Raw genomic sequence first — 17,329 nt, forward strand, 5'->3', positions numbered from 1 at the left:
CGCCAGCGACGCCATTCGCGCCTTGGCAATGTTCCGCCCGCGTTGTTCGCTGAGAAATTCAGCAAACAGCCACGGGTGGCTTGAAACAAGAGTGTCCGCTATTGACAGTACACCTCACCTTGCCGCCGGCGCCATGCCAGAACTGGGCTGCCGTGCATGGCAGAGATGCATCCATGATGCGCGGTGCGGGCACCTCATCGATCTGTTTCACGTCCAGGTACCAGTGGCGCGCAAAACCCCGTCCCAGCGGATTGGCCTGGCAGGAATCGTGCGCCGCCGCGTTGCAGTCATCGGCCTCGATGCGGCATTGGCCGCCATACGCGTAGGCGTAGTGCAGCGGCAGTTGCAGGAACGCTACCGGTGCGGATAGCTGCCACGGATTGGGCCGCAGCAAGCCCACGGTGGCGATGCGGGCGCAGCCCTGCGCCAGGCGCGTGAGGACAGCTTTCTTGCGGAAGGCGCGCTCGCCACACACTTGCAAGGTCTTGTCGATCAGGGTCTTCTTTTCTGACCGCACCTTCAGGTTGACGAGAAATTGCGGCATCGCCTGCCCGCGCGGCGCGTGCGCCACGCCATTGACGATCACGTCGCAGCGCGGTTTATACGGCGCGAAGTCGCTTTCCTGCAGCGTGCCCGCCTGCGTGTCATCGTGCAGGTGCCGGTCTTGCGTGGCCAGCGGCGATGGGCGCGCCATGGGCAGCAGGTTGGCCAGGCCGTCCGCGCCGCAGGGGCCAAGCGTGTAGCCCATGCGCGCTACTACCACATGAAAGGCCTCTCCAAACTGGTCGACCATGTCGAACTGGCTGGCCGCGTGCGGCGTGCGGTTGTCGAAGAGCAGGTTGGGGATGTTGAAATGGGCTGTGCCGGCGTCGTTCATCGTCAGCCCGGGTTGTTGTCGATGTCGTCGCCATGGATCTGCACTTTCGATGTGCCGCGGATGATGATTTCATCGGCAACCAGTTCGATGCGCCCCGGCGTGATGGTGATGCTCGACGTGCCGACCGTCATCGTGTGTGAATCGGTGGCCGTGAGCGTGCTGTCGGCGCCGACGATGACGCTTTTCGTCAGGCCGATCTGCTCGGCCTGCGCCAGCACCACGGTGGTGTTCATGGCGCCGATGACGGTGGTCTGGTAGGCGGCGCCGATGGTCAGCACCTTGGCCAGGCCGATCGTTTCGTCCTTGGCCAGGGTCACCCGTTCCGAACGGTGGCCGTCGATCTGCACCTGCTCGTTGCCGCCCACGTGTTCGCGGCGGTTGTCGCCGATGTCGATGTGTTCGTCATGATCGACGCGCTCACGGCGGTTGTTGTGCACGGTGATGTCTTCATCGTGGTCCACCGTTTCCGTGCGGTCGCGCTTGATGTGCACCGTTTCATCGCGGTCGATGGTTTTGCGCCGGTCATTGCCCACCCAGTGCGATTCGTCATGCTCGACTTCGATGCGCTGGTCTTTTTCCGCATGCAGCCACAGCTCTTCCGCGTCCTTGCGGTCTTCGAAGCGCAAGGCGTTGGCATGCGCAGCGGAACCTTTTTTCGAGGAACGGCTCAGCATGCCGCTTTGCGTCTTGTTGGCCGGCAGCTCCCACGGCGGCATATTGCGCGCGTTGTAGACGCAGCCGATGATGATGGGCATGGCGACGTTACCGTCGAGAAATTGGACGGCCACTTCCATGCCCACCCGGGGCAGGCTGATGTGGCCGAAATTCGGGCCGGCCCAGTTCGATATCACGCGTATCCACGGCGAACTTTTGTCGTCGAAGGTGCCCAGGCGGTCCCAGTGGAATTGCACCTTCACTCGACCATAACCGTCCGTATGGATTTCCTCGCCGGGCGGCCCGACGACGGTCGCCGTCTGCACGCCGTAGATCTTCGGTTCGCGGCTATGAAAATTGCGGCCGGGGCGCCAGGGAGTGGCGCGGGGGATGCAGGTAAATGTGTTGCTGTAGTGCGAGGTGGCGCCGTGCCCTTGCTGGTAGTTGTTGCTGGCGTAGTGGTGCACGGACAGGATCAGGTATTCGCCAGCTGCGCTGTCGAAATGCCCGTCCAGGGTGAACCAGCGTCCCGGCTGCGCCGTGCGGTCATTGCCCTGCGCCTCGAACAGCTGGCCCTGGGCGTCACGCTCTTCCATGCGGCGCTGGGCCAGGGCTTCGCCATCGTCGATGTTTTTAAAACCGTAGCTGCCCGTGTTTTCATACACTTCCAGGGACGGCACGGCGCCTTGCCGGTTCAGCGAGTCGCGGCTGGCGCGGGCGCTGCGCGGATTCTTGAAGTTGAAACTGGCCACCGTCATCTGGGCCGGGGCCATGCGCCGCACCGTGCGCCATTGATGCACGCCATCGTCCTCCAGGGAACCGGCCTGGTGCTGGAAGGGCATGGCGCTCGATTCTCCATCGATGGGCTTGCCGGTAGTGCTGTCGTCGTCCAGCCACAAGGTGTGGCCATCAAGGCGGTGTTCGTAGCGGTAGTGCCAGCCCAGCTGTTCCCAATGGCGGTGCAGCAGGTTGTGGTCGCTCTCGTTGTGCTGGCACGTGTAGGTGATGGCGGGGTCCAGGCCGCTGGCGGCCAGCTTGTAGTCGCGCATCAGGTAGTCATCGAAGACCTTGTCCGTCAGCGCCGCCACCGTCAGGCCGTGGAAGGCGGCATTGTTTTGCCGCAAGTGCAGATGCGCCAGCCACGGTTCCAGCACCATTTCATAAAAGGCGAAGCCGCCGTCCGTGCGCAGGAAGCGGAACTCGAACACGTAACCATTGAAGTAGCGCAAAGTACCGTCTTCGCGCACCAGTTCGATGGCCACCATCTTGCCCATCACCTTGTCGAGCGCGATGGCGGCGTTGTCGGACAGCACTTCCACCACATGGGAAAAGTCGCGCGACAGGCTTTCGCTGGCATCCAGGCTGTTGGCCAGCAACTGGATGCCGGCGGGGCCGTCGCCATGCGGAAAGTGCAGGCGCAGCAGGCGCTGGCCCTGCATGTCGCCCGTTAATGCCGTCCATGCCGCCGTCGTATCGGGGAACTGGCTCATCGCGCATCGCTTCACGGTAGGAATCGTTGACCGACTGTAGCAATAGCGAACACAGGCGTTTTGCGCCGCCGCAAGCTTCAATCCTTGAGTGAGGGCATCAATTGCATTTCGTAATGCATGTCGTCGCGGTGGCGCGGTGATGCTGCAGCGCCGAGGAAACTGTTGCAGCCGAGTCCGCCTTGTGGCGCGCTCGTCAATGCCAGTCCCCGCACCTCGCTGGCGCGCAGCACCAGCACGATCTCGTAGCGCACGAGCGGCTGACCGAACAGCATCAGCATGTGCCGCAGCGCTTGGCTAGCAGGCGCGCGCGGCAGGAAGCTGGCGTGCTGCTGCGCCGTGAGCGGGCCGAGGCGCAGGCGTACGGCCAGGTCCGGGCGGCGGCAGCGCGCGCCGATGGTGGCGCGCTGGCCCAGCACGGCATTGGCCATGCCCAGCGCTGTTTGTTCGCGCGGTGCCAGCGCGTCCATGGCGCCCGTCGCTTCGTCGATGTGGCAAGGCACGCCAAAGTGGTCGCCGAGGATGCGCGCCATGACGAGGGACGAGATGTTGCGTTGCTGGAGCAAGCCGCTGTACAGGCCGATCGCCGCCTCGTCCTGGCCCTGGCCCGGCTGGCACGCGGCCAGGTCCAGCAGGCGCGACAGGAAGGCGCCGCTGTGGCTGGCCTGCTCGATGCGGTATTTTTGCCACGCCTGGTAAAACAGGGCGACGGCACGGCTGGAAAACAGGTCGAGAAAAGCGCGCGCGCTGGTGTCGCGTTCGCTATGCTGGTGCGCGGCGATGCGCTCCGAATAGTGGCTGGGCAAGCTGCCCTGGCAGCCCAGCAGGCCCATGAAGGCGGGCGTGAGGTGGAGGTGCTGGCTGTGGCCGGACAGCAGCGCTTGCAGCAGAGCATCCGCATCGGCTATGCCGTTTGTCGTGAGCGCCTCGACCTGGCTGGCGGGAAAGCGCAGCGAGACGCTGTTGTCGAAGCGCAGGATCTTTGCCAGTGCCGTGTGCTCATCGATGCCGTGTTCGGCCAGCCACGCCAGCAGCAGGCGCAGCGCTTGGAAGCACTCGAAGCGCTGCGGCGCGTCGAGCAATTGCTGGATCACGCTGGGGTGGCGTCGGCGCTGCGTTCCGGGCATCGGATGAGTTCCTCGCCGCTGCGCTGTGACAGCAGCGTCAGTTGGCTAAAGCAGTTGAGCTGGCTGTTCAGGGCGAAGTAACGCTGCAGCACCTGGGCGAAAATATAGATGCTGCTGCCGACGAAGGCTTGTTCGTCGATGCCCATGCGGATGGCGATGCCGGGCATCAAGGTGGGAAACGGCACGGTTGGCATCCACGCGCGCGTGCTGCCGTGGTCGAGCGTGACGATGCCCTGGATCAGGCGCTGCGTGGTGGGCGAACGGGGCAGGTCGTACAGGTTCAGCATTTTCTGGAATTCACCCAGGCCCGCTTGCGTCAGGCTGGCGTAATTGAGCGACAGGTGCGCAATCAGGCGCCAGTGCGTGTCCGCCAGGAAGCGCATGCTGGGCGTGGGCTTGCGCAGGAAGCGCGCGGGGATGCCGTCAGGCACGTCTTCGGCCAGCAGGTCGCCGCCGGGCAAGCCGTAATGCAACTGCGTGGGCAAGTCGCGGTTGCTGCACAGTAGCTGCGTCGAGACGGTGGCGCAGGTCGCGCTGCCCGGCGAAAATTGCGGGTCGATCAGGCTGAGGCGCATTTCATGGCCGGGGCTGATGGCCGCCACGGTTTCGTCACGGCGCGCCAGCCAATATTGGCCATGCTCTGGGCCATGCTCCTGGCCATGCTCTTGACCGTGTTTGGCCTGGGTACCTTGCAGCGAGGCATACAGCGGCAAGAAGGTGCTCAGGCGCTCGCCGGCCTCGTCCTTGCGCACCACTGTGACGGACTCGATGCTGTGGATATCGTAGGCAAACGCATGCGTGGCATCGGCCAGCAGGGCGTAGTCGGGTTCGGTATGCGTGAGGCGGATCGGCACGCCGGACTTGGCAAACAGGTTGACGACAGGCGTGCAGCCGAGCAAAAGATTATCGGGGCTGACGCCGGACAAGAGCCGCGCCTCGTGGCTGTCGCTGCGCACGCCCTTGAGGGGCAGGTGCAAGGTGAACTGGCGGCATTGCTTCGGCAACAGGGCCGCCAGCCTGGACCAGGCGATATCGATGAAATGGAATTTTTCCGGAAAGGCGAAGTACTCGGTCAGCAGGCGCAGGGCCGGGTGCGAACGGGCGGAAATGGGGATCAGTGCATCGTCTTGGGCATAGCCGGCCGGCGCCAGCGGCGTGCCATCGACGGCCAGCCACGGGCTGTGTTCATCCAGCGCCACGTACGCGCCCGCGCCGCGCAGGAACAGGGCGTCGAGCAGGGCCGCGCGCACGGACGGTTCGCCATCTGCAAACAGGCGCAGGCTGGCAAAACCCGGCTGATCCAGATGATAGTTGTCGCTGCTGCTGGTGAATTGAATGCTGAGCAAGGCGCTGGCGCCAGCAGGCAGGCGCAGGCCTGGCGGCGCGTCGATGATGGCTGAAAAATGCAGGCGAGAAATGACCAGCGGCGCCAGGGTCACGTCATACGCGCTGGTGAACTTGCAGGCCACGCCTTGCACCGGTTGCGAACGCAGCACGGTGCCGCGCGGGACATGCGCAAGCTGGGCCAGCTGGCCGCCACCGGGCACCTCGTCGGCGGCGATGCGCACGATGGAGCATGCGGGAAACGGCCGCAGATAGTGCGGGTACAGGGTGTCGAGCAGGGCGTGGGTGAATTGCGGATAGGCGTCGTCGAGGCGCTTGGCGACCCTGGCCGTGAGCAGGGCGACGGACTGGATCAGGCGTTCGACATGCGGATCTTCGCAGGTGTCGCCGGCGATCAGCAGGCGCCCGGCCGCTTTCGGATAGCGGCTGGAAAACTCGCGCGTGTACTGGCGAAACAAGCCCAGCTCACGCTCGTAATACGGCAGCAGTTGTTCCACGGTCGCGCTCTCCGCCAGCTGGAAAGCTTCATGCTGGCATCAGGCGCGACCGAGGATGTTGATGCGTGACAATGATTCTTAGAAATGGTACTCCGCGCGTATCATCGGCGTCTTCGCCGTCTGGCCCACATTGCCCGTGGTGGCGGCCGAGTTGCCGAACTTGTTTTTCCAGTACTGGTATTCCAGGCCAACGCGGAAGGTATTTTTCGGACTGCCCAGGGCCGCGCCCACGTCGAACATCACCTGCATGTCGATATTCGTTTCCACCGCCGTCTTGCGTCCCACTTCATCGTTGCCTTTTGAATCGATGAGGTTAAAGAAACCTTCGAACGAGAACAGCGGCGACAGGGGAATGCCCCAGGCGCCCGTCAGCATGGCGTGCGTTTTATACGTGTAGCGCCCCGTCACTTGCGAGATGGGCGGGAAGGCGCCGCTGGGGGCATTGCTTTCACGCAGCAACAGCAGGCTGGTGTTGAAGAAACCGGGCACGTCCCACATCAGGGTGGGGCCGGCCACCAGCATGCGCTTGCGCGAGTTGTAGCCGACGTCATTTTTCGTGTTGACGTCGAAGCCCAGGGTGACGCCGACGCCGCGCACGGGGCCGAACTTGATGTCGCTGCCGCGCACCTTGCCGATGTCGATGGTGTTGCGGTACACCAGATACGCCTCTTGCGCGCCGGAAGTCTTGCCCAGCGCGCCAGGGTCCTTGCTGTCGGACATGAGGAAATCGAGGTTGACGAAGTTGCTGCCGTATTTGTAGCCGCTGGCGTGCGTGATGGCAAAGATGTTTTTCTTGATGTCGTCCGGATTGAACGGTTCGCGGTAATCATTGCCGGCGCGCCAGCTCAGCGCGGTATCGCTCCATTCGGCAGCCTGGGCGGTTGCACCCACGCCGAGGGTGGTAGTGAGGCAGAGCAATAGACACGGTATGGTTTTTGGCACTTTCGGCTCCTGATGGCGGTGTTGGAAAACGGATACAAGGGATGGCGGGGCGCGTAGGGCGCATGATGCGCTGCGTTGCCGCAGAATGCGCGCCGTTCAATCCATGATGCGAGAGACGCGGCATCAGACAATATGCAGTATTTACATACCTACTATCATTTCTTGCATATAATCATCGCATCTTCCAGCCCTTGTGGGGCAAGGCGGGGGCTGCAAAGCAGCTAATTTTTTTCAAAATTGTATACAGGTGTTGTTTTTTTGCAGAAATAGAAATGGACTGCCAAACGCCAGCCCCCAAGCATCCGCGGATGCCGATACGATAGCTATCGCGATGGCTTGACGCCGCGCCGATCAATAGACGGACAACTTAGCGAGGCACGAAAAAAACAATGACGGCACGTCTCGAATTACACGACATCAGCAAGCGCTATCCGTCCGTGGTGGCGAATGACGGCATCCGCCTTACCGTGGCGCCCGGACAGATTCACGCCGTGCTCGGCGAAAACGGTGCCGGCAAATCGACCTTGATGAAAATCATCTATGGCGCTGTGCAACCCGATGGCGGGCGCATCCTGTGGAATGGCCGCGAGGTCGAGATCGCCAACCCGTCGGCTGCGCGCGCGCTGGGCATCGCCATGGTGTTCCAGCACTTTTCCCTGTTCGACACGCTCACCGTGACGGAAAACATCGCCCTCGGTTTGCCCGCCGGCACCAACATGGCGGAACTGGCGCAGCGCATCGAGGCGACGGCGCGCCAGTATGGCCTGGACCTGGAACCGCAGCGCCACGTGCACACCTTGTCGGTGGGCGAATGCCAGCGCGTGGAAATCGTGCGCGCCCTGCTGGCCAAGCCGCAACTGTTGATCCTCGATGAACCGACTTCCGTGCTGACGCCGGGCGCCGTGGAGAAACTGTTTACTACCTTGCGCCAGCTGGCGGCCGAAGGCTGCAGCATCCTGTACATCAGCCACAAGCTCGACGAAATCCGCGCCCTGTGTCATACCTGCACGGTGGTGCGCGCCGGCAAGAACGCGGGCGTGTGCGACCCCACTCAGGAATCGGCGGCCAGCCTGTCGCGCATGATGATCGGCGCCGAACCGCCCGCCGTCACGCGCGTGGCGCGCACGCCCGGTGCCGTCATGCTGAGCGTGCGGCAGCTGGACTTGGCGAAGAGCCACCCGTTTGCCACGCAGTTGACGGACATCAGTTTCGACGTGCGCGCGGGCGAGATCGTCGGCATCGCGGGCGTGTCCGGCAATGGTCAGCAGGAATTGCTGGCCGCCCTGTCGGGCGAGGACATGCGCGCGGCCCCCGCCAGTATCGTGCTGAACGGCACCCAGGCGGGACGCTTGCCGCCGGGCCGCCGGCGCGCCCTGGGCTTCGGCTTCGTGCCGGAGGAGCGGCTGGGACGCGGTGCCGTGCCCGACATGGGGCTGGCCGACAATGTGCTGCTGAGCTTGCAGACCCCCGCCACCATCCGCCACGGCTTCGTGCGTCATCACGTCATCGCGCAGCGGGCGGCCGCCATCATCGAGCGCTTCCAGGTGAAGGCGGGCGGGCCGCAGGCACTGGCGCGCAGCTTGTCTGGAGGCAATTTGCAGAAATACATAGTCGGACGCGAAGTCATGCGCGAACCCACCGTGCTGGTGGTGGCGCAGCCGACCTGGGGCGTGGACGTGGGCGCGGCCGCACAAATCCGCGCCGAATTGCTGGCGCTGCGCGACGCGGGCTGCGCCTTGTTGGTGGTATCAGAGGAACTCGATGAATTGTTCGAGATCAGCGACCGCTTGCTGGTGATGGCGAAAGGAAAGATTTCACCATCGCTCGATGTGGGCGAGGCCAGCGTGGCTCAGGTGGGGCAATGGATGAGCGGGCTGTGGCCACAGGAGGTAGCCCATGGCTAAGTTTGCCTTGCGCCTGGAAGCCCGTCCGACACCGTCGCGCCTGATGTCGTGGCTCTCGCCCGTGCTGGCCGTGCTGCTCACCGTGCTGTGCGGCGCTTTGCTGTTTCTTGCGCTGGGACACGATCCGCTGGCGGGACTGGCCGTCTTCTTCGTGGAACCCTTGCGCGATGCGCACGGCTGGTCCGAGCTGGGCATCAAGGTGGCGCCGCTGCTCTTGATCGCCGTGGGCCTGGCCATCTGCTTTCGCGCCAATATCTATAACATCGGCGCGGAAGGGCAGCTGACCCTGGGCGCCATCTGCGGCGGCGCGGCGGCCCTGTACCTGGACGATGGCGTGGGCGGCGCGGCCATCATCGGCGTGTCCCTGCTGGCGGGCATGGCGGGCGGCATGGCGTGGGCGGGCCTGGTGGCGTGGCTGCGCGACCGCTACAACGCCAGCGAAATCCTCGTCTCGCTGATGCTGGTGTATATCGCGCAATTGCTGCTCAGCTATCTCGTGTACGGCGTGCTGCGCGACCCGGAAGGCTTCAACTTCCCTCAATCAAAACTGCTGTCCGACGGCTTGCTGTTGCCGATGGTGATCAGCGACACGCGCTTGCATGTGGGCATCGTGTTTGCCTTGCTGGCCTCGCTGGGCGGCTGGTTGTATTTGTCGCGCAGTATTTCGGGTTTTCGCCTGCGCGTGGGCGGCATGGCGCCGGCCGCCGCGCGGTATGCGGGCTTTTCTTCGCGCAAGACTTTATGGTCGTCGCTGCTGATCTGCGGCGCCCTGTCCGGCCTGGCGGGCGCCTGCGAAGTGCTGGGACCGATGGGACAGCTCACACCCACGGTCTCGCCCGGCTACGGCTTTGCCGCCATCATCGTCGCCTTCGTGGGGCGGCTGCATCCCGTCGGCGTGATTTTTTCCAGCTTCGTCATGGCCCTGTTCTATATCGGCGGCGAACTGGCGCAATCGCGCCTGGGGCTGCCCAGCGCGATTACGGGCGTGTTCCAGGGCATCTTGCTGTTCGCCTTGCTCGCTTGCGATGTGCTGATCCAATACAAATTGCGCTGGAGAAAACATGGATAACCTGGCTCTGACGATAGCGCCATTGATCGCCGCCAGCATCAATGCGGGCACGCCGCTGATGCTCGCCGCGCTCGGTTTATTGGTCAATGAAAAGGCGGGCGTGGTGAACCTGGGCGCGGAAGGCATGATGCTGGTGTCGGCCATCACGGGCTTTGCCGTGGCCGTCAACACGGGCAGCCCCACCCTGGGCTTCCTGGCGGGGGCGGGCGCCAGCATGGTCTTGTCCGGCTTCTTTGCCTGGCTGACCGTATGGCTGGGCACGAACCAGTATGCGACGGGTCTGGCCTTGTCGCTGTTCGGCGCGGGCGCCTCCACCTACATCGGCCTGAAGTATGTTGGCAACAGCTTGCAGAACGGCCGCTTCGGCATCCCTTTATTGGAAGACATTCCCGTGCTGGGCCCGGCCCTGTTCCGCCAGCATCCGATGGTGTATCTGTCCCTGCTGCTGTGCACAGCCATCGCCTGGTTTTTGTACCGCACGCGGGCGGGACTCGTGCTGCGCGCCGTGGGCGAATCTCCCGCGTCCGCGCATGCGCTCGGTTATCCCGTGCGCCGCATCCGCCTGGCGGCCGTGCTGTTCGGCGGCGCTTGCTGCGGCCTGGCCGGCGCGTTCTTGTCGCTCGTGTACACGCCGCTGTGGGTCGAGGGCATGGTGGCGGGGCGCGGATGGATCGCGCTGGCGCTGACCACGTTTGCCACCTGGCGCCCCGCGCGCGTGGTGGGCGGCGCCTACCTGTTCGGCGGCATCACGATTCTGACCTTCCATGCGCAGGCGCTGGGCGTGCCCATCGCTTCGCAACTGCTGTCGATGCTGCCGTATCTGGCGGCCATCGTCGTGCTGGTCCTGATTTCCAGCAATGCCAATTACATCAAGCTCAACATGCCCGCTTCACTGGGGAAAAATTTCAATCCCGGAAATTAATCACTCACCACAAGGAAAACCATGTCCAAGAAATTACTGTGCGCCGCCGTTTGTAGTGCCATTCTGATGCCTGCCATGGCCGCCGCGCCCGCCGCCGCTCCATTGAATGTCGGTTTTGTTTACATCAGCCCCATCGGCGACGCGGGCTGGACCACCCAGCATGACCAGGCGCGCAAGGAAATGGAAAAGGCGCTGGGCAACAAGATCACCACCAAGTTTGTGGAAAACGTGCCGGAGAGCGCCGATGCGGAACGCGTGATCCGCGACCTGGCGCAAACGGGCAGCAAGCTGGTCATCACGACTTCGTTCGGTTACATGAATCCCACCTTGAAAGTGGCGAAGCAATTTCCTAATGTGAAGTTCATCCACCTGACTGGCTACAAGACGGCCGTCAACGTGGCCAACACGAATGCGCGTTTCTACGAAGGCCGCTACCTGGCTGGCGTGTTGGCAGGCAAGATGAGCAAGACGCATGTGGCCGGTTATGTGGCGGCGTTTCCCATCCCGGAAGTGTTGCAGGGCGTTAACGCCTTCACGCGCGGCATGCGCAGCGTCGACCCGAAGGCGGAAGTGAAAGTGGTGTGGGTGAATAGCTGGTTTGATCCGGGCAAGGAACGCGACGCGGCCATCACCCTGATCGGCCAGGGCGCCGACGTGGTCACCCACCACACGGACTCGACCGCCGTGGTGCAGGCAGCGGAAGAGAAGGGCAAGTATGCGATCGCCTACCACTCGGACATGAAAAAGTACGGGCCGAAGGCGCAGCTGGCCGCCGTCACCCACCATTGGGGCGAGTACTACACGAAGCAGGCGCAAGCCGTGCTGGACGGTACGTGGAAGTCCAGCAGCACCTGGGGCGGCATCAAGGATGGTATGGTCAAGCTGGAAGGCATCAACGCCGCCGTGCCCGCCGATGTGAAACAGTTTGTATTGGCGCGTGAGAAAGATTTGGTGGCTGGCAAGCTCAATCCTTTCAGTGCACCGATCAAGGATAACGATGGCAAGGTGCGCCTGGAGAAAGGCGTGCTGGACGATGCGGCGCTGACGAAGATGGATTATTTTGTCGAAGGCGTGGCAGGGAAAGTTTCCGGAAAGTAATAGGAGTGGCTGTAAACATGCTGTAATATTGCCGGAAACGGGAGCCGGGCCGGGAGCGCATTCCCGGCCCATCCACACTGCAGAGCCTGAATAGGCCCGTACCGGAGATTGACCCATGGACAGACTGGAAGTATTCAAAATTATCGCGTTGCAAGCGAGCAAGGGCGAGCTGACGTTCCCCGCCAACGTCAAGGCCACCTTGAAGCTGCAGGAAGCGCTGGACGACCCCGATTGCCATATCGAAGCGGCCGCACGTATGGTCATGGCCGAGCCGTTGCTGTCGGCGCGGGTCGTGGCCTTGGCCAACTCGGCCGCCTACAACCGTTCCGGCAATGAAATCGCCAATGTGCGCGCGGCCGTCTCGCGCCTGGGCTTTGCCACCTTGAAATCGATGGTGGCGTCCGTCATCGTGCGCCAGCTGGGCAGCCAGATCACGGACCCGAAATTGCGCGCCAAAGGGGCCAAGCTGTGGGAGCACACGGCCCACGTGGCGGCATTGAGCCAGGTCATCGCCAAGAAAGTCACGCATGTGGACGTGGAAACGGCCATGTTTGCCGCCATCGTGCATGAAGTGGGCGGCTTTTATCTGCTGTCGCGCGCCGAGGAATATCCGGGCTTGCTGGACGACAATACCGAAGACTGGATCGAATACGGCGAAAAATTGATCGGCCGCGGCGTGCTGCGCCAGCTGCAAGTGCCCGACATGGTCTTGCAAGCCGTGGAAGGCATGTGGCATGGCGGCAGCCCGTTCCCGCCCCGCACCTTGGGCGCGACCCTGGTGCTGGCCAACGATCTGTCGCCTGTTGGCTCGCCCCTGCACCCGCCGGAAAGCGCCGCGCGGCGCCTGGCAGCGGCCAAGATTGATTTTGGGATTGGCGGCAGCACCCTGCACACGATACTCGATGAATCGGCCGAAGAGATCGAATCGCTGGCGGCTGCCTTGCTGGTCTGACGTTCTTCTACCTGCTATCCCCGCCCTGGTTGCGGGGATTTTTTTCGTCCGCATTTTGATGCGCCTTTCCCCATGGCATACAATCGCCGGCTCGGCTATCCGCCGTACCGCTTTTCTCCTCTTACCCAAAGGATCTTATGCAGAAGCTGTTTTCCTCCCTGACATTGACCGCGCTGGCGTTTTCCGCGCACGCCGCTACCGGTTTGCCCGTGGTGCAGGAAGCGCCGCTGCGCGCCCACCTGGCCTTCCTGTCCAACGATTTGCTGGAAGGCCGGGGCACGGGCCAACGGGGCGCCGACTTGACGGTGGCGTATCTGGAAACCCAGGCGCAGATGGCCGGTTTGCGCCCCGTGCGCGGCAACAGCTACCGCCAGAGCGTGCACATCGCCGGCGTGAAGTCGCTGCCTGCCGAGAGCAGCCTGCAGGCGCTGGCCGGTGGCAAGACCGTGCCGCTGGCGTTCGGCCCGGACTGGGTCTGGGCCACGGGCGACTCTGTTGCCGCCCACACGTTCGATGCGCCGCTGGTGTTTGTCGGCTACGGCATCACGGCGCCGGAAGAGGGCTGGAACGATTTCAAGGGCGCCGATGTCAAAGACAAGATCGTCGTCATGATGGTCAACGACCCGCAACCCACTACTCTTGATCCGAACCGCTTCGCCGGCAAGGCGCTGACCTATTACGGCCGCTGGACCTACAAATTCGAGGAAGCCAGGCGCCAGGGCGCGGCTGGCGTGTTGCTGATCCATACGAAACCGTCGGCCTCGTACGACTGGAGCGTGGTGCAGAACAGCTGGAGCGGCAGCGAGCGCTTCCAGTTGGCCGATCGCACTGCCGGCACTCCCCTGCAGGGCTGGATCGCGGAAGACGCGGCGCGCCGCCTGTTTGCGGCCGGTGGCCAGGACCTGGACGCCTTGCGCGCGCAAGCCGAAAGCAAGGACTTCAAGGCCGTCGCGCTCGATGCCAAGCTGTCGGGCGACATGAAGTCCATCGTGCGCAAGGTGGAGCAGTTCAATATCGCCGGCATGGTGCCGGGTACCGACCCGGCATTGAAGGATGAAGCCGTCATCTACAGCGGCCACTGGGACCACCTGGGCAAGCAGGGTAAGGATGACGGAAAAGCGGGCGACACGATTTACAACGGCGCCGTCGACAACGCTTCCGGTACGGCAGGCTTGCTGGCCATGGCGCAGGAAGCCGTCAAGAAACCGGCGAAGCGCACGCAGATCTTCCTGTGGGTGGCGGCCGAAGAACAGGGTTTATTGGGCAGCGCTGCCTACGCGGCCGATCCGCTGTGGCCTTTGAACAAGACGGCGGCGGCGCTGAACCTCGATAGCCTGAACTTTGTCGGCGCCACGCATGACATTGGCGCGCAAGGCAGCGAGCGCACGGAGCTGGGGGCGATGGCGGCGGCAACCGCCAAAGCCATGGGCATGCACATCGCCCAGGCGCGTCCCGACCTGGCCGGCGGCTATTTCCGCAGCGACCATTTCAGCTTTGCCAAGGCGGGCGTGCCCGCGTTTTCCATCAATGGCGGCCGCGACTACATCAAGGACGTGGCCGCGTCGAAAGCCAAGGCGGCTGCCTACGGTCCCCGCTACCATCAAGTTACCGATGAGTACGACGCCAGCTGGGATTTATCCGGCATGACGCAGCAGGCGCAATTTACGCTGAACCTGGGGCAAGCCGTGGCGAATGCGGCCAGGATGCCGGCCTGGAAGGCGGGTGATGCGTTTGGCAAGGCGCGCGCGCAGGCGAAGTAAACCCGGGGTCAGACCCTCAACACCGCCAACAGCAAGATTAGCGTTAACTCCCCCGAGGGTCTGACCCCAGCCTTCGCTGCTCGAATCGGTACTTGCTCCACACCAGCAGCAGCAACAGCGGCATGGCGCCGCCCACCATGCACAGGACGGGCCAGCCGCCGGCGGCAAAGCTGGCGCTGGCCAGCGCCGAACCTGCCGAGGCGCCGATGAAGCCACCCGCGATGAACACGGTGGTCACGCGCGCCCGCGCATGCGGCGCCAGCTTGTAGATGATGGATTGGTGCGTCACTTGCAAGCCCATCACGCCCATGTCCAGCAGGACGATGCCGATCAGCAGTAGCACCAGCGAATGGGCGCCAAAGCCGATCAAGGCCCAGCCAGCGATCGAGGCGACGGCCAGCAGCCACGTGGCCTGGCGCGCGTAGCCGCGGTCGGCCATGCGGCCCGCCGTGTTGGCGGCAAAGGCGCCGGTGGCGCCCGCCAGGCCGAACAGGCCGATCTGCATTTCCGAATAGTGATACGGCGCGCCGCTGAGCAAGAAGGTCAGGCCCGTCCAGAACACGCTGAAGGTGCCCAGGCCCAGGCCCGAGAACAGGGCGCGCTGGCGCAGCAAGGGTTCCTGGCGGATGATATCGGCCAGTGACGCCATTAGCTTGCCGTACTGCAGCTTGCCACGCGGCGCCTCGTTCGGCAGGATGCGGCGCAGCATGACGAGCAGGGCGGCCACGACGATGGCCGCCAGCACGTAGACGGTGCGCCAGCCGCCGCTGATCTGCGACACCGTGCCGGAGACGGTACGCGCCAGCAGAATTCCCAACAACAAGCCCGTCATGACGGTGCCCACCATGCGGCCCCGGCTGTGATCGGGCGCATACGAGGCCACCATTGCAGTGACCACCATCAAGGCGCTGGCCGTGATCCCCATCAAGACGCTGGCGATGGCGAAGACGATAATATTCTGGCTGGTGGCGGCCAGCAGCAGGGCGCCGATCTTGGCGATCAGCATCCATGTCAGCAACTGGCGGCGGTTCAGCACGTCGCTGAGTGGCACCAAAAATACGATGCCCAGCACATAGCCGATCTGCGTGGCCGTGACCAGGTAGCCCGCTTGCGGCACGCTCACGCCAAACGAGGCGGCCAGCATGGACGTGAGCGGCTGGACGTAGTACAGGCTGGCGACGAGCACGCCGGCGGACAGGGCAAATAGCAGGATGCGGGTGGAGCTCAGCAGGGCGCTGGCATCGACGGAAGATGGTGCAGATTTCATGCTGTACAACTTTCTTGGAATGACGCTTTTGGATCAGCATGATAGCGGGGCTGCGCATTTTTTGCCGGGCGCGGCCGATTTTGCGGCTGGTGGCAGGTGAAAATGCCAGTCAAAAAAATCCCGGCGATCGGTGCCGACGGCCGGGAAAAGGGTATACGGGGATATACCGAGGGAGGAACTGTTCAGTTACTGTTGCTGCGTCAGCTCCGCATGCACCTGCGCCGTGATTTCATACGAGCGCAGCCGGTGCTGGTGCTCGAAGATCTGCGAGGTGATCATCAGTTCGTCGGCGCCTGTTTCGGCGATGAAGGCGGCCAGCTTCGCCTTCACCGTGTCCGGCGCGCCGATGGCCGTGCAGGACAGGACGGAATCGAGCATGGCGCGTTCCTGAGGCCCCAGCTGCTCCAGGTAACCGGGTACGGGCGGCTGCAAGCGCGAGGGACGGCCCGTGCGCAGGTTGACGAAGGCTTGCTGCATCGAGGTGGCGCGCAGGTGCGCCTCCGCATCCGTGTCGGCGGCGAACACGTTAAAGCCCAGCATCACATACGGTTTCGCCAATTGCTTCGATGGCTTGAAATGTTCGCGGTAGTAGGCCACGGCTTGCAGCATCATTTGCGGCGCGAAGTGCGAGGCGAAGGCGTACGGCAAGCCCAGGTGGGCTGCCAGCTGGGCGCCGAACAGGCTCGAACCGAGTATCCACACGGGCACTTTGGCGCCCTTGCCGGGCACGGCCAGCACGCGCTGGCGCGGCTCGTCGGACATGTAATCGATCAGTTCCAGCACGTCTTTCGGGAATTGCTCGGCGTCGGACTGCAGGTCGCGGCGCAGCGCGCGCGCCGTCGTCTGGTCGGAGCCGGGCGCGCGGCCCAGGCCCAGGTCGATGCGGCCCGGGTGCAGCGCTTCCAGCGTGCCGAACTGTTCCGCGATGACCAGCGGCGAGTGGTTCGGCAGCATCACGCCGCCCGCACCCACGCGGATGGTCGTCGTGCCGGCCGCCACATGGGCGATGACGACGGCTGTGGCGGCGCTGGCGATGCCGGGCATGCCGTGGTGTTCGGCCAGCCAGTAGCGGTTGTAGCCCCAGCGTTCGCCGTGCTGCGCCAGGTCCAAAGTATTCTTGAACGACTGGCTGGCGTTGCTGCCTTCGGCGATGGGTGCGAGGTCGAGTATGGAAAATGGAATCATGGTAGCGATATCGGGACGTGGTGGAAAATCACAATGGACGATTTGTCTATCCCCTGACGACAATAGGGTCGGCCTTGGAAGCGGCAGGGATGACAGGCTGTGCACATGATAATGCGAATCGGGAATTTGCGTACTGATCGGTAAAAAACTCGTCTCGATTGGAAATCGGAGTGGTCGATGCCAGAGCGTGTTCCCTGCTTTGTGCCTTGTCGGGACGGGGACGGAAGACGACAAGTGGCCGATT

Annotated in this window: 13 protein-coding genes; 6 read left to right on the forward strand and 7 right to left on the reverse strand. The window is 63.6% G+C overall.

What is annotated here, in order from left to right; all coding sequences use genetic code 11:
* Positions 1 to 58: 58 nt before the first annotated feature.
* From ACQ4WL_RS22455 to ACQ4WL_RS22475, 5 genes are all read right to left on the reverse strand, one after another.
* Entirely contained in the window at positions 59 to 877 is an 819-nt protein-coding gene (locus ACQ4WL_RS22455) for a DUF2169 domain-containing protein (RefSeq protein ID WP_436511739.1), read from the reverse strand.
* Between the two features lie 2 nt (positions 878 to 879).
* Positions 880 to 3,021: a type VI secretion system Vgr family protein gene (locus ACQ4WL_RS22460; protein ID WP_436511740.1), complete on the reverse strand. Its 2,142-nt coding sequence runs from the start codon at positions 3,019 to 3,021 to the stop codon at positions 880 to 882.
* Between the two features lie 77 nt (positions 3,022 to 3,098).
* Positions 3,099 to 4,145 (reverse strand): type VI secretion system baseplate subunit TssG, encoded by a 1,047-nt coding sequence (gene tssG, locus ACQ4WL_RS22465; protein ID WP_436511741.1) that lies wholly within the window; start codon positions 4,143 to 4,145, stop codon positions 3,099 to 3,101.
* Positions 4,109 to 5,986 carry a type VI secretion system baseplate subunit TssF gene (gene tssF, locus ACQ4WL_RS22470; protein ID WP_436511742.1) on the reverse strand — a complete coding sequence of 626 codons (1,878 nt, stop codon included), beginning with the start codon at positions 5,984 to 5,986 and terminating at the stop codon, positions 4,109 to 4,111. Before tssF ends, tssG begins: the two co-directional genes overlap by 37 nt.
* Before the next feature lie 78 nt (positions 5,987 to 6,064).
* The gene (locus tag ACQ4WL_RS22475; RefSeq protein WP_423245172.1) at positions 6,065 to 6,928 is read right to left on the reverse strand and encodes an outer envelope protein; all 864 of its coding nucleotides are present in this window, start codon (positions 6,926 to 6,928) and stop codon (positions 6,065 to 6,067) included.
* Between the two features lie 389 nt (positions 6,929 to 7,317).
* Between ACQ4WL_RS22475 and ACQ4WL_RS22480 the strand changes: the two genes are divergently transcribed.
* The 6 genes from ACQ4WL_RS22480 to ACQ4WL_RS22505 all read left to right on the forward strand — a co-directional run bounded on the left by ACQ4WL_RS22480 (position 7,318) and on the right by ACQ4WL_RS22505 (position 14,633).
* Positions 7,318 to 8,832, forward strand: a complete 1,515-nt coding sequence (locus tag ACQ4WL_RS22480) for an ABC transporter ATP-binding protein (RefSeq protein ID WP_436511743.1) — start codon at positions 7,318 to 7,320, stop codon at positions 8,830 to 8,832.
* The gene (locus tag ACQ4WL_RS22485; RefSeq protein WP_436511744.1) at positions 8,825 to 9,901 is read left to right on the forward strand and encodes an ABC transporter permease; all 1,077 of its coding nucleotides are present in this window, start codon (positions 8,825 to 8,827) and stop codon (positions 9,899 to 9,901) included. The genes ACQ4WL_RS22480 and ACQ4WL_RS22485 overlap by 8 nt, the downstream gene beginning before the upstream one ends.
* A complete protein-coding gene (locus ACQ4WL_RS22490; protein ID WP_436511745.1) occupies positions 9,894 to 10,823 on the forward strand; it encodes an ABC transporter permease in 930 nt (309 codons plus the stop codon). Before ACQ4WL_RS22485 ends, ACQ4WL_RS22490 begins: the two co-directional genes overlap by 8 nt.
* 21 nt (positions 10,824 to 10,844) lie before the next feature.
* Complete coding sequence (locus ACQ4WL_RS22495) at positions 10,845 to 11,921, forward strand: BMP family ABC transporter substrate-binding protein (RefSeq protein WP_071079118.1); 1,077 nt, start codon at positions 10,845 to 10,847, stop codon at positions 11,919 to 11,921.
* A 115-nt stretch (positions 11,922 to 12,036) separates the two neighbouring features.
* Positions 12,037 to 12,873: an HDOD domain-containing protein gene (locus ACQ4WL_RS22500; protein WP_436511746.1), complete on the forward strand. Its 837-nt coding sequence runs from the start codon at positions 12,037 to 12,039 to the stop codon at positions 12,871 to 12,873.
* Between the two features lie 137 nt (positions 12,874 to 13,010).
* Positions 13,011 to 14,633, forward strand: coding sequence for a M28 family peptidase (locus ACQ4WL_RS22505; RefSeq protein ID WP_436511747.1), 1,623 nt, complete (start codon positions 13,011 to 13,013; stop codon positions 14,631 to 14,633).
* A 43-nt stretch (positions 14,634 to 14,676) separates the two neighbouring features.
* Here the strand turns inward: ACQ4WL_RS22505 and ACQ4WL_RS22510 are convergent, their stop codons facing one another.
* Together ACQ4WL_RS22510 and ACQ4WL_RS22515 are read right to left on the reverse strand one after the other, a co-directional pair.
* A complete protein-coding gene (locus ACQ4WL_RS22510) occupies positions 14,677 to 15,900 on the reverse strand; it encodes an MFS transporter (RefSeq protein ID WP_436511748.1) in 1,224 nt (407 codons plus the stop codon).
* 186 nt (positions 15,901 to 16,086) lie between these two features.
* A complete protein-coding gene (locus ACQ4WL_RS22515) occupies positions 16,087 to 17,085 on the reverse strand; it encodes an LLM class flavin-dependent oxidoreductase (protein WP_436511749.1) in 999 nt (332 codons plus the stop codon).
* Positions 17,086 to 17,329: the final 244 nt, after the last annotated feature.

Origin of the sequence: Janthinobacterium kochi (assembly GCF_051380715.1) — a bacterium.
In the GTDB taxonomy this organism is placed as follows: Bacteria; Pseudomonadota; Gammaproteobacteria; order Burkholderiales; family Burkholderiaceae_D; genus Janthinobacterium.